This is a genomic window from Paenibacillus zeirhizosphaerae (assembly GCF_030705605.1).
Taxonomy (GTDB): Bacteria; Bacillota; Bacilli; order Paenibacillales; family Paenibacillaceae; genus Paenibacillus; species Paenibacillus zeirhizosphaerae.
On the sequence record NZ_JAPCKK010000001.1, the window covers coordinates 211,536 to 225,854 of the forward strand.

A 14,319-nucleotide genomic window follows, 5' to 3' on the forward strand; every position below is an offset into this window, starting at 1 on the left:
TACTTCATGATAAATATTCTTTAATTTAAGATAAAAAACAGGCATCTAATCAAAATAACATGAAAGCTAACCGAGATGGAGGAGAAAGAAATGGCTGATTTTATACAAGTGGCGAAGGAAAGACGCTCTGCGAGCAATTTTCTGCCGGATCATCCGATCACGAAAGAAGAATTGAATGAGATTTTTGAGGTGGTGAAGCTGGGCCCATCGGCATTTAACCTGCAGCATACCCATTACATAACTATCACTGATCCTGCTTATAAGGAAAGACTTAAAAAAGCAGCATACGGCCAATATAAAGTGGAAAGCTCTTCTGCTGTTATTGTGGTCCTGGGTGATAAAAAGGCCTATCTGCAAGCATCTGAAATTTATGAAGGCCTTAAGCACCTAGGGGTGGTCAATAAGCAGGAGTACGATCAGATGGTCAACGACACCGTTTCGACCTATGAATCAAGAGGAGAAGAATTTCAAAGAGATGAGGCGATCCGAAATGCGTCGCTGTCAGCCATGCTGTTCATGATGGCGGCCAAGGATAAAGGCTGGGACACATGCCCAATGATCGGCTTCGATCCGAAAGCAGTCAAAGAAATTCTGAATATTGGCGACCAGCAGGAGATCGTATTGATGATTACCATCGGAAAAGAGAAAGTGGAGAGCCGCAGACCACGCGGATACCGGAAGCCGGTTAATGAATTTGTAACTCATATGTAATAGGGGTGAATGTGATGAGTAAAAAAACGATGGGTATCCATCATATTACTGCAATCGTCGGGCATCCGCAGGAGAATGTAGATTTTTATGCAGGAGTGCTGGGACTGCGGCTTGTAAAACAAACCGTTAACTTTGACGATCCGGGAACGTATCATCTTTATTTTGGCAATGAAGGCGGAAAACCTGGAACAATCATCACCTTTTTTCCGTGGCCTAATGCTCACCAAGGGACCATTGGTGATGGCCAGGTTGGGGTTACTTCTTATGCTGTGCCCGAAGGAGCCATGAGCTTTTGGGAACAACGGCTTGAACATTTCAAGGTTCCTTTTATCAAAATGGAACGCTTCGGAGAGCAGTACTTGGAGTTCGATGATCCGCATGGACTCCATCTGGAGATTGTTGAGCGGGAAGAAGGGGAGCCCAATTCGTGGGATTTTGGGGGCATTGACTCTAATGTAGCGATTAAAGGCTTTGGCGGAGCAACCCTGCTGTCGGCTCGTCCCGATCAAACGGCTGAACTATTAGAGAAGGTCATGGGGCTTGAATTTGTCGGCAAAGAAGGTGATATCGCTCGCTACCGTTCTGTGGGGGATCTCGGGAATTGGATTGATCTTAAGCTTACATCCACAGGACATGGACAGATGGGTGTCGGTACCGTTCACCACATTGCTTGGAGGGCGAAAGACGATCAGGATCAGCTAGACTGGAAGAAATACGTCGAGGACAATGGTTATAGAGTCACACCGGTGCAGGATCGAAATTATTTTAATGCGATCTATTTTAGAGAGCATGGAGAAATTTTGTTTGAAATCGCTACAGACCCTCCGGGCTTCGCTCATGACGAATCACAGGAAACGATGGGACAACACCTGATGCTCCCTTCACAATATGAACCTCATAGAAGCGAAATTGAGGAGGTTCTGCTTCCTTTTGAAGTAAGAGAGCTGGATCAATAAGGACATCTGATCATGAAGAGGACAAGCCCAAGAACCCTGCGCTTTGATCAGCGCCAGGGTTTTTGGGCTTGGGATTGACAATCCAAAGACATTAAGGCTGTTCGCCCTCTGTAAAGACGTGAAACGTTACCCCGAATTTGTCGGTTATCGTACCGTAAGCAGGGAGGTCAAAGGCTCGTCCCGGTGAGCAACTGAATAAGTGCTTTCAGCAGCTTGCCAGCATTGAACGCGGGACTGAAAAGGCGGATAATGGGTGGTGACATAAAAAATATACGCTTGATGACCACTTTCCAATGTGTATAGGAGGAGAAATTGAATGTCTGACATCTACGCTTTTCAGTTAATGGAACGTACCCGTTTGTAACATTTCCCTGTTCAAGGTGTTCTATGATACGGCTCAGAGGAGGATGTTTATCAATGAAAATACAGACAAAACAACTGGGTTCCCTGCTGCTGGCTGCTGCTATAGCCATCGGTGGTGTTACTGCGTCTTTTTCCGAGCTGCATGCAGCCAGCAGCAACTCTCAAACTGCTCAGCAAACGCAGGTAACTCTGAAATGGAACGGTAAGGCGTTGGAGACCAAGGGACTTTTGATCAAAGGGCAGACTCTGATTCCGATAGCAGCTCTAAGGGATGATTTGAAGCTGCCTGTGGCTTATAATGCGTCTGAGAAAGCTTATACGATCGGTGCCAATTATAATAAGCTCACGATTTCAACCGGGTACGACGAGCCTTACGTCGGAGTCAACGGAGTAAGTACGGACGATATGAAAGCACAGCTGATCAACGGCAAGCTTTATATTCCCATCGGCAACTTGAAGGTCTATCTGGGAATAGACGCCGCCTGGAATGCACCCGCAAAAACGGTAAGCATGACCAAAGGCCAACGAAATGAAATCTCCATCCGTACAGTAAATCTGTCTCAGGAAAAAATGGATACGGCGACCTATGATCTGAAATACCCGCAGTTCGCGGGCAGTCAGGCTGGTGTTGAGAAGATGAATGCCGTGCTGAAGCAGCATGCAGAGCAGGTATTGGCACAGGCGAAGCAGCAAATGCAAGAAATGGGCGGGTCTCCTGCTAACCAACCATCCAAGTTTGAAAGCACTTATGTCGTAACCTACAACCGTGGTGGTTATGTTAGCCTGATCATGCAGGACTACTCCTATCTTGGCAGCTTTGACGGCACCACATCCCGTACGGGGTATACGTTCTCCCTGGCAGATGGCGCACAATTGGAACTCGGTGATGTGTTAAAGGCGAACCCGGACTACAAGAAGGCAATGCTCAAAAAAGTGCAAGATAAAGACGGTTTTTTCCGCAGAGGTCTTTCCGATCATTCGGATTTCTATGTCACTGGAACAGGCGTCGCGATCTTTATACAAACGTATGAATTCATCTCAGATTATTACTTTGCTTTTACGGACCTGCTGCCCGCCGGAGCCAAACCGTTCAGTGGTTAAGGGCTAGAGAAACTTGGGCATCCAGTATTGCTGTCTGTAATTTTTCGGGGACATCCCGTATTTTTCTTTGAAGCATCTGGAGAAGTAGCTTGCTTGGGAGAACCCTGTTTCTTCTGTAATTTGCTGGACAGGCCAGTCGGTTTGCAGCAAAAGATTACGTCCCTGTTCGAGTCGATAATCCATTAAATATTCAAGCGGGGTGCATTGAAAGGTTGCTTTCATACATCGGGCCAGATAATTTTGATGCACGTGAAAATGGTCCTCCAAATCTTTATTGGTGATCGTATTTCGGTAGTTTTGTTTTAAATATATTTCAATCTGCTCTGCTAACTTGGCAGAGCTGTTTTTGTTGCTTTGGTCATACTCCAGGCTTCGGAAGACGTTTGCAAATGTTTGCTGAGCCTCCCACAGCGCCAGCTTTCTGGGCTTTAAAGTAGAGGATAATAAGTAGTCCAATTTAGAAAACAACTCCTGTGCATTGACCACTTTTTGAATTTTGGGCAGATGGATGGTCGTATGCTCTGAATGAAAATGCAGCTCCGGAATGGGCGCGCTGGGTGTAATAAGATTAGGTGAGGATTGTGCGCACCAGGTGCTGTTGGTTTGAAAGTGGAACCAGTAAAAGGAGGTTGGTTCTGTACAGGCCTCAATGGGGAAATGGTGTTTATCCGGTTCAAGAATTAAAGCAAAGTTTTCGGGGACCTGCCACGCTTGATTCTCTTCACCAATGTGCAGCAGTCCTTTTTTAATGATAATCACGTCGAAATAACCCAGATTATAACGGTTTGGGTGCCAATCTCCTTTCTGATAAGTCGTAAAATTGCCCTCAATGAAAAAAGGCAGTGGGGGAACAAGGAAGGATAAGAGGTCTGTTTTGATCATACAAGCCAGCTCCTTTTTGCGTGCGTCTTGCGAATGGAATCGAAAGCTGCAAACAAAGTCGATGTGTGAAATCGTATAAGTTTTAGTTAAAGATCGCGATTTTTTTTACGTATTCACGTTGCTAAAATAAGCATTGTGGCAAGGAGAGCTCAGATTGGCATGGTTGGTATGATCATACTTTATCTTTATTTTTCGAAAAATGAAAGCGTTCTATTATCAGGAAAGGAATGTTTATTTAATGAAAACGACAAACCCGGTTAAGCGTGTCCTTGTGAAGGATTTATTTTGGAAAAAGTACAAGCAAGTTGTAGCGGAGGAGGTCATTCCTTATCAGTGGAAAGCATTGAATGATGAATTGCCGGATACGGAGCCCAGCCATGCTATTGCAAATTTTAAAATTGCCGCCGGGGAATCGAGCGGAGAGTATTATGGCACCGTGTTCCAGGACAGTGATCTTGCGAAATGGCTGGAAACGGTTGCTTTTAGCCTGAGGGATCATCCGAATCCAACGCTCGAGGCCCAGGCGGATGAAGTGATTGAATTGCTGGGAAGAGCCCAGGCTGACGATGGATATCTGAATACGTACTACCTGTTGAAGGAGCCCGACAACCGCTGGACGAATTTAAGAGACAATCATGAGCTGTACTGTGCAGGACATTTTATAGAAGCAGCCGTTGCTTATTATGAAACGACAGGCAAGGACAGATTATTGCACATTATGGAAAAATACGTAGATCTGATTCAACAGACGTTTGGAACAGAAGATGGTAAATTAAAGGGTTACCCAGGGCATGAGGAAATTGAACTGGCCTTAATCAAATTATACGGTGTCACCGGAAAGGATCAATATCTGGATCTGGCACAATATTTTATTGATCAGCGCGGACAGCATCCTGTGTATTTTGTGGAGGAGCAGGAAAAGAGGAAGCATATTCACACTGCCCCTACCTGGAATGATGATCAACATATTAATTTTGGCCTGGGCTTCGAATACCAGCAGGCTCATCAGCCTGTTCGGGAGCAAACGGAGGCTATTGGTCATGCCGTCAGAGCGATGTATCTGTATATTGCACTGGCGGATCTGGCGGCGGTTACGGACGATGCTTCCCTGCTGCAGACCTGCGAAACTCTATGGAATGATGTGACGAATCACAAAATGTACATTACCGGCGGGATCGGCTCTGCAGTCAATGGAGAAGCCTTTACCTCCCGGTATGACCTGCCCAATGACAGCATGTATTGCGAGACCTGCGCCTCTGTAGGGCTGGTTTTCTGGGCGAATCGTATGCTGCGCTTGACGTCTGACCGGAAATATGCCGATGTCCTGGAGCGGGCGCTGTACAACGGAACGATCAGTGGAATGGACCTGGATGGCAAGCGGTTTTTTTACGTAAATCCGCTGGAGGTTAATCCTTTCCAAGCTTCCAGAACAGATCAGGAGCATGTCAAAACAGAACGGCAAAAATGGTTCTTCTGCGCCTGCTGCCCGCCCAATCTGGCACGAATGATCGCCTCGGTCGAAGATCATGTGTACACCCAGACTGCGGACACTCTGTACACCCACTTATATATTGCAGGCAAGGCCAGCCTGATGCTGTCCGGGCAACAGGTTGAAATCACACAAACCCATCATTATCCATGGGACGCAGATTTAAGCTTTTCTGTCCATACAGCAGAGCCCGTTTCTTTTCACTGGGCATTTCGAATTCCGGGCTGGTGCAAGCAGGCCGAAGTGAAGGTGAATGGGGAAGCCGTTTCATTAGATCATCTGGAAAAAGGTTATGCACGGATTCAGCGCACTTGGAAGGCAGGAGATATCGTAACGTTGCACCTGGCAATGCCTGTCGAACGAATGCGCAGCCATCCGCTTGTCTCCATGAATCAACAGCAGGTTGCCCTCCAGCGCGGGCCGGTTGTGTTCTGTCTGGAGGAAGTGGATAATGGGCCCAATTTGGCAGGGTTAAGATTGCCAAAGTGCAGTCTGATTACGGCAGAATACGACGAAAGTTTACTGGGTGGAATGGTTAAGCTGAGCGCAGGCGGTTATCGAGTAAAAAGCCCTGCCGCATTGTACAGCTCCGAGCCACCGGAATGGGTTCCCCAGACCATCACCGCTATCCCTTATTACGCATGGTGCAATCGGACTAAAGGGGAAATGCGTGTATGGGTTTATGAATCATGATTGATAGTGGTTGAAATTCTACATAAATCGGTTGAAACTGTTTATTCTCCCCATGGAACATGCTATGTACAATGATTATGAAGACGCTTACATTCCAAAAAAGGAGGTTTCGGCGACATGATGAGACTTCAGGTGACAGGTAAGCAATCCAGGGATTTCGGTTCCGGAAGGAGGCCATGCTTATGAAATTCAAGATGATTCTGACAGCCTTTTTAGCGTTAAGCGCTGCGTCCATGTGGTTGAAAACGCAAACGGCAGCGGCCTATGAACTGGCCAATGACAAGTTGACGATTCAGACCGGCCAGCATGGCGAAATTTCATCCATTCGTATCAAAGGAGATGCTTTTCCGACAGAATACGTGATGAACGCCACGGTATCCCCAGAGCAGAATACCGCAGATCATCAATGGCTGGGCGAGCTGATGTTCACGTACCGACTGGACGGAGGCACCTGGACCAAGGCATCGACGAACAAGTCGGCAGACGTGCGCAAAATCACGAACAGCGGCAACCTTGTCACTGTGACGTACGAGAATTCGAGCAATGCAGAAGGCATCCGTAATTTTAAAGTGATTGAAACGTATTCGGCGGAGCCGGACGGTTCGGTGCGGTGGAATATAGAGGTACAGAATACGAGTGGAAAAAAGTTGGAAATTGGCGATTTTGGTCTGCCGCTGCCCTTCAATGAGCAGTGGACCTACGGGGACGCGATTTACGAAACGAGAGTTGTGACCCATTCCTTTGTCGGTAATAACGGCTCCTACATTACAGCAGGACGTCCAAGCGGTATCGGTTCTTCACTGCTGCTAATCCCGGACGCCGCGACAGGTGCGGGCTTTGAGTACCAGGACCGCTGGCGGGATGAAGAGCATCCGGGCAGCAAGTGGGCCTGGAACCCGGCGAATGAAGGCAAATGGATCGAGGGGCTGAATGTTTTCTATATTCATTCCAATGTCATCAAGTCTACCAACCGTGGATATTTGCCCAACACCAGCCTGACCCTAAACCCCAGTGAACGCCGCAATTATGGCTTCAAGTTTCTGGCGGTGCAGAACGAGCAGGACATGAAAGATAAGCTGTATGAGGCGAATTTGGTGGATGTCACCGTTGTGCCGGGCATGATCGTGCCTACGAATCAGAAGGCTAAAGTGGACCTGCGCACCAAGCAGACCATCAACAAGGTGACTTATCCGGATGGAACCGTCATTCCGCTGAAGGAAAGCAAGGCGGGCGGACATCACATTTATGAGCTGCAGCTCACCAAGCTGGGACCGAACAATATTACAGTGGAATATGGAAACGGCCAAAAAACGGTACTGCAGTTTTATGCCATCGAGCCGGTTGATCAGGCGTTGCAGCGGCACGCTACCTTTATGGTCGAGAAGACCCAATGGAATGTGCCAGGCGATTTGCGCGATAAAGTGTTCGACGATTGGATGATGCATACCAAATCTAAGCGTAATATTTTCAATGGCTACTGGGGCTGGGGGGATGACTGGGGCCTGACTCACGGGCAGTTCCTGGCGGAGAAAAATGTACTGTCTCCGGTAGCCAGGGAAGTGCAGGCCGTGGACGATTATCTGGAGACGGCCATCTGGACGAATCTGATGAACGGACATCATGAGGACTATTTAATTCATGACTTCCTGATGCCGGAGCCGAACGATACACCAACCTACCGCGGATATGCGTATCCGCACGTATACAACACCTATTTCAGTATGTATAAGATCGCAAAGGAGTACCCGGAGCTTGTGACATACAAGCATCCTAAGGAAACGTATTTGCTGCGGGCCTACAACATCTTCAAAGCCTTGTACGAAGGGCCTGTCGCGTACAACTGGGAAACGGGTCTGATGGGTGAGCTGACCACACCGGATATCATTCAGGCGCTTGAAGAAGAGGGCTTTGTGGATGAGGCAAGTGATATCAAGGAAAAAATGGACCGCAAATTTAACAATTTCAAAAATACGAAATATCCTTACGGCTCCGAATACAGCTATGACAATACAGGTGAAGAGGCAGTGTATACGCTGGCTAAAATGAAAGCGGATGCTGGAGAAGAGGAAAGCAAATCCCTGGAAATGATGGGCAAGATCAATGCCAAAACCCGGGCAGCACGTGGTCATATGCCTGTATGGTACTATTATGCCGATCCTGTCACGATTACCGGGGAGAATTGGTTTAACTTCCAGTACACGACCTCACTTGCAGGCTATGCGATGGATGACTGGATCCGCTATCATGAGAGCAATCGCCGTGAGGAACAGCAGCGTTTGTCCTATGCGGCCAAGATCGCCAACGTCGGAGCGATCAACTCCGGGCAAATCAGCTCAGACCCGGCGAACGTCGGTGCGGTCGCCTGGACGTATCAAGCGGAAAAAGGCAATTTCGGAACAAACGGCACCGGTGGTGGTAGAAATGTTCCGCTCCTGAACGGCTGGCGCGGCATGAGCGGCGAGGCGGACCTCGGACTGTTCGGTGCGCTCCACACGTTAAGTGCCGATGTTGCTGTAGATCCGATTTTTGGATTGACAGGTTATGGTGCCGAGGTGAGCGAAAGCGGTGATATCTATACCATCAAGCCGCTGGACGGCCTGTTCAAGCGCATCAACCTGATTACAGAAAAGCTGTACATGGAGTTGAGCAAGGATCAATTTACCGAAGCTAAGCTGTCCACATCCAACGACTATGTATGGTTTCAATTGAAGAACCAAACGCCAGGTCAAACGCACACGACGTATGTTACCTTCGAGGGTTTGGCGGAAGGCACGTACCTGGTGAAGGTGAACGGTCAAGCGAAGGGGAAATTTAACGCATATGCGTCTGTCAACAAGCTTAAATTGGAGATTGGCACCGCAGCTTCCTACACGGTAGAGCTGACACCGACTACACCTGACCCGAACAAAGCTCCAGCCGTAGATGCCGGCCAGGATGCCAAAGTGAAGCTGCCCGATCCGATCGTTTTGAAAGGAACGGCTGAGGATGACGGGCTTCCGCAAGGAAAGGTGACCAGCGAATGGAGCCTTGTTGAAGGACCGCAAAACGCGCAGGTTACCTTCGCCAGCAAAACCTCGCTGCGCACGAGGGTGAACGTGTCCGCACCGGGAACGTATCGCTTCAAGCTGACTGCCAACGACTCGCTGTTGTCTGCCGAAGACATCGTCAGCGTGGTGGTGGAGCCGGCGGCACCGCTGCCAGAGCAGCTTGCGCTATACAAGCTTGATGAAACAAGCGGCACCGTCGCTGCGGATTCCTCGGGCAGCGGCAATAATGCTTCAGTGAAAGGAGCGGCCGCATGGGCTCAAGGAATTAAAGGCAATGCCGTCAGCCTGAACGGCAGTGACAGCTATGTACAGCTTCCGGCGGGCATCGTGAGCCGAGCGCAGCAATTGACCGTATCCGGCTGGGTCAAAGCAAATAGCCTCAGCGATTATGTGCGGATTTTTGACTTCGGCTCCGGGACGAATGAATATATGTTCTTGACCCCCAAAGCCGGGAACCGGATGCTGTTTGCCATTACGGTGAATGGCAACGGGGCAGGGCAGGAACAAACGATCACCGGCCCTGTGCTGCCGACAGGGGTATGGAAGCATGTCGCAGTCACGCTGAACGGATCCACAGGAATTTTGTACGTGGACGGTCGGGAAGTGGGACGTAATGCCAGCTTGACCTTGAACCCCACCAGTTTGGGTCAGACCAAGAACAACTATATCGGCAAATCTCAATACCCTGACCCGTATCTCAACGGTCTGGTAGATGATTTCCGCATCTACAGCCGTGCTTTGAGCGCAGCCGAGGTGCAGGGACTGGCCAGCACGACCGCACAGAGTCTGCTGCCAATGGGGGACATCACTGCTCTGAAGGAAGTAAGTGTAACGACCCAGGCAGGTATCAAGCCGGAGCTCCCTAGTGTGGTGGAGGCTACGTATGGAGAAGGAGAAGGCTCCACCAAATGGGTGGATGTGCAATGGGAGGATATCGATCCAGCACTCTATGCCGCTCCCGGATCATTTGAAGTGAAGGGCACGGTAGAGGGCACCCTGTTGCAGGCCATAGCGAGGGTAACTGTTATTGAAGCTGGGGCTGAGATTCAAGTGGAAAGTCCAGTTAACCCGCCGACTTTGGCAGCCCCGGTTTCCCCGGTGACACCTGATTTACCGGCTGCGCCAAATAGCTCCGGCAAGTCAGCAGGAAATCCCTGATAAGGAGAGGAAATATTAAATAGCTGCTGATCATTATGCCCGCCGTCGCTCTTCTCCCGCCAAGGAGAAGGTGGCGGCGGGTATCCTTGCATTTTAAGTACAGGCATGATTCCCAATCGGCAAAGGAAGCAACATGACTTCCACACTTATGTGTAAGGAGGAGGATGTATGGAGGGAAAGGGCGGTATCAGGTTCACCGGAGTTCCCACCATTCGTGGGAAGATCATTGTACTGACACTGGTGCTTACCGTCGTTCCAATGGCGGTGTTGACGTTTACCTTTGCCCGGATCGCGGCTCATTCCCTTGGCGAGAAGTCGGAAGCGCTGGCTACGCAATCCTGGAAAATGAGTGTGAATTATGTGAACTCGACCTTTTCCGATTTGAATGATTTAACCAACGCCATTCTCAGCAATCCTGATGTGCAGGCCACACTGGATAGCAAGCCGGAGGACGACTATGAATACTTGCGGAATGATGACACCCTTAGCATGGTTGCCCGGACACAGACCCAGACCAAGCCGTATATCATATCCTCGCTTATCTATGCCGCCAATGGCGGACCGAGGCATTTTCTCTACCAGGGGAATGTGTCGGTCCGTTTTGGCGGTATTCCTACATTAGAGGAAGCCCATGCATTGTATCGCCGCCTGCTCACGGAGAAACCTATGATATGGATGAACCACTCGCCGTTCGCATCAGGTCGCGGGCTGCCGGAGAATCGCATCTATGTCGGCAAGCTGCTGCGCAAAACGACCGGAGATTATGAACCGCTTGGATTTTTGTTGTTAGAAATGGATAAGGAGAGCTTGTTTCGTGGACTTTCTTTCCATGAAGCAGACGGCAATATCCAGATGTGGGTGCTGGATCAGAAGGGTGAAGCCGTATACGGATTGCCGGAGCAAGGAGCGGCGGACCGGCAGCTTCTGCGGCAGATTGCGGAATCCGCTGCAGACCGGCCAGAGCTGGCCAAGGACTGGAGAACATGGAACGGGCGGCAAACAATGATCTCCTATGGTCCATTAAATGAAGGGCAATGGACGCTGCTGCAAACCGTCGATCCCTCCGTGCTGCTTGAGGATGCGCGTAAGGTGGGCGTCTGGACCATCTGGACGTTCTGGATTGCGCTGGTACTGGGCTGGTTTCTCTCTTATCGCATGAGTGATACTATTTACCGTCCTTTGCTGCAGCTCAGGCGATTAATGGCGGCAGATGGGGGAATAAGCGCCATAGACCCCTCCGTCCCAAGGCCCCCCGCCTCCATGGTTTTTAATCCAAAGGATGAAGTGGGACAGATCGGGGAGCGTTATCTTCATATGCTGCAAAAAAATCATGAGCTGTACGGACAAATGTATGAAGCATTGCTGTCCCGCAAGCAGGCGGAGTTTCGTGCGCTGCAGGCACAGATTAATCCGCATTTTTTGTACAATACGCTGGAGTCGCTCAAGGGAATGGCTCTTGCGAAGGGAGAAGGGGACATGGCGGAGGTCATCGGGGCTTTTGGCAAATGCTTTCGCATCTCCTTAAGCTACGGGCGGGAGGAAATCAGCCTGGGCCAGGAAGTGGAGCATGTAAGCGCCTATGTGAAGGTACAGCAGTTCAGGTTTCACAATTCGTTTGAATGGATTTGCGAGGTGGAGGAAGAAATCTGCGGGTTTTACGTGCCCAAGCTCATTTTGCAGCCGCTTGTAGAAAATGCCATTTACCACGCATTCAAAGGCCGCACCGACCCCGGCTATATTATGTTATCTGGTATGAAGGAAGGTGATGCGCTACGATTAACGGTCAGCGATGATGGGCGCGGGATTGCCGCAGAACGCCTGGAGGCTATAAGCAAATCCCTTGAACCCGGGCGGGGCAGTGACCCGGGCTTTGGGCTGCGCAATGTGCATGAGCGTTTGCGGCATTACGGTCCGCAGTATGGACTGTCCGTCACGAGCGAGTTGGGACAGTATACCTCGGTGACTTTGCTCGCGCCGATTCGGGCTGAATAAAGAGAGGAGAGGATGACATGTACCGGCTGCTGATTGTAGACGACGAATATCACATTCGGGAAGGGCTCAAGCGGATGGTGGCGCAAAGCGGTCTGTCCGTAAAAGTTTGTGCCATGGCGGGTGATGGTGAGACCGCATTACGCTTGTATGCGGAGCGGCGACCGGACATGATTTTGCTGGATATTCATTTGCCGGATGCAAGCGGCCTGGAGGTAGCCCAAGCTATTCGGGAACAGGATAAACAGACGCCCTTGTTATTTCTGACAGGCTACGAATCCGTGCCCTATATTCGTCAGGCGCTGTCGCTGCAGGCGACCGACTATCTGCTCAAGCCCGTGGCGAGAGAGGAATTTGAAGCAGCCTTGAGAAGGGCCGGGGAACGGATTGCTGAATGGCGTATAACAGGGGAGGAGGCCGTTTACCGCCAGCGCTCATCCGAGCCATGGTACAGGGAGCATTTGCTGCTGGATTTGCTGCAGCAGCGGCGTCCCGCAGAAGAGGTTATTGGCGAGATGGAGAGGCAGGAGTTCTTCAGCGAAACAAGCAGGCCGCCTTATATCGTGCTGTGCTGCGAGCTGGAAGAACTGAGGCAGGAGGAAACGCTGTCCGCCAATGAACGGCGCGGCTGCCGGAATGACGGCAATCCTATTTTCCCCGGGCTGGCTTGGGACGTCCCCATAGCAGCAGCCGGAGAGAAGGTGTACGGGGCGGCAGTGTCCCGGGATCGGTGTGCGCTGCTGCTGTCAATCGCTTCCGACCGCGCGGCGGAGCGGACGGCACAGCACATCCGGCAGGACGTACAGGAGCGGCTGAACCGGGCCGTGTCTATCGGAATCAGCCGCCCTGTGCAGCGTCTGGAGCAGCTTCCGGAAGCGTACGAGGAGGCGGTATTGGCGGCAGAGCACCGGGCCTGGGTTGGCTATAACCAGATCATCCCCTTTGAAAGTATTCAGACCAATACATTGAACAGCAGCGGTTTGCTGGAGAAGGAACTGCTGATGATCACGGAGCTTCGGGCCGGTAATGATGCTGCTGTGCAGGCGATTTTGCAGGAATGGTCGATGCAATTGGCCGGTCTGCCTGTCAAACAGGTGAAGACGATCGTCACACAGCTTGTGCTGCTCGCCATGCGCATCATTCACAACGAAACATCCGTCCGTCAGGCGGCGCAGGGGCAGAACCCGCTGCTGGAGCTGTCGCGATTACGGCATGGACCCGAGATGATCGACTATGTGTTCCGTTATTTTATCCGGATGGCCCGCCATATCCGGGAAGCGCGCGAGCAGGGGATCCCACGCAAATTTCAGCAGGCCAGGCAATGGATCCGTGAGCATCTGCAGGAGGACGGAGGTCTGAACCGTCTGGCGGCTTATATGAATATGAGCCCCAAATATTTGAGCGTCCGCTTCAAGCAGGTTACGGGAGAAAGCTTTGCCGATTACCAGACCCGGGTGCGGTTTGAACGTGCCCGCGAGCTGCTGCTGGACCCGAAGCGCAAGGTGGCGGAGGTGGCGGAGATGGTGGGGTTCGCGGATACGAATTATTTTAGCATCGCCTTCAAGAAGCACACCGGACTGACTCCCACCGAGTTCCGTAAAACTTTTTTGTGAATTGTTAAATTTCTGTTAAAAAAATCATACCAAAACAAAGAACGTCTGGACTTGTCGCGTGGTCGGCACTGGGCTTTCCACGCATAATGGACTTATAAGTGAGAGTTCAAAAAGTCAGGTTTTCAGCACCGAGGCCTATGCTTCCGAAGTGCGTTTTTTCAAAACGCTGGAGTTGAATGAAGCTAGGGACTGAGGAGCGGAGCGTACTTTTGGGTACGTGAGCACCTGAAATGTTTCCGTAGGAAACATGCTTCGGAAGCATCCGCTTAGTCCCGGCTGAATTCAAGATTCGAGGTCGAGTCCACTTCCTGATTTAC

Annotated in this window: 8 protein-coding genes; 7 read left to right on the forward strand and 1 reads right to left on the reverse strand. The window is 50.5% G+C overall.

Features of this window, described 5'->3' with window-relative positions:
• The first annotated feature begins 90 nt into the window (after positions 1-90).
• The 3 genes from OIN60_RS01000 to OIN60_RS01010 all read left to right on the forward strand — a co-directional run bounded on the left by OIN60_RS01000 (position 91) and on the right by OIN60_RS01010 (position 3,131).
• Positions 91-711, forward strand: coding sequence for a nitroreductase family protein (locus OIN60_RS01000; protein ID WP_305753001.1), 621 nt, complete (start codon positions 91-93; stop codon positions 709-711).
• A 14-nt stretch (positions 712-725) separates the two neighbouring features.
• A complete protein-coding gene (locus OIN60_RS01005; protein WP_305753002.1) occupies positions 726-1,667 on the forward strand; it encodes a ring-cleaving dioxygenase in 942 nt (313 codons plus the stop codon).
• A gap of 417 nt (positions 1,668-2,084) precedes the next feature.
• Entirely contained in the window at positions 2,085-3,131 is a 1,047-nt protein-coding gene (locus OIN60_RS01010) for a PdaC/SigV domain-containing protein (protein ID WP_305753003.1), read from the forward strand.
• 3 nt (positions 3,132-3,134) lie between these two features.
• Here the strand turns inward: OIN60_RS01010 and OIN60_RS01015 are convergent, their stop codons facing one another.
• Positions 3,135-4,013 carry a helix-turn-helix transcriptional regulator gene (locus OIN60_RS01015; protein WP_305753004.1) on the reverse strand — a complete coding sequence of 293 codons (879 nt, stop codon included), beginning with the start codon at positions 4,011-4,013 and terminating at the stop codon, positions 3,135-3,137.
• A gap of 238 nt (positions 4,014-4,251) precedes the next feature.
• Between OIN60_RS01015 and OIN60_RS01020 the strand changes: the two genes are divergently transcribed.
• The 4 genes from OIN60_RS01020 (at position 4,252) to OIN60_RS01035 (ending at position 14,002) form a co-directional block, all read left to right on the forward strand.
• The gene (locus tag OIN60_RS01020) at positions 4,252-6,195 is read left to right on the forward strand and encodes a glycoside hydrolase family 127 protein (protein ID WP_305753005.1); all 1,944 of its coding nucleotides are present in this window, start codon (positions 4,252-4,254) and stop codon (positions 6,193-6,195) included.
• A gap of 182 nt (positions 6,196-6,377) precedes the next feature.
• Positions 6,378-10,400: a DUF5695 domain-containing protein gene (locus OIN60_RS01025; RefSeq protein ID WP_305753006.1), complete on the forward strand. Its 4,023-nt coding sequence runs from the start codon at positions 6,378-6,380 to the stop codon at positions 10,398-10,400.
• Between the two features lie 168 nt (positions 10,401-10,568).
• Complete coding sequence (locus OIN60_RS01030) at positions 10,569-12,392, forward strand: cache domain-containing sensor histidine kinase (RefSeq protein ID WP_305753007.1); 1,824 nt, start codon at positions 10,569-10,571, stop codon at positions 12,390-12,392.
• A 17-nt stretch (positions 12,393-12,409) separates the two neighbouring features.
• Positions 12,410-14,002 carry a response regulator gene (locus OIN60_RS01035; protein ID WP_305753008.1) on the forward strand — a complete coding sequence of 531 codons (1,593 nt, stop codon included), beginning with the start codon at positions 12,410-12,412 and terminating at the stop codon, positions 14,000-14,002.
• Positions 14,003-14,319 lie beyond the last annotated feature (317 nt).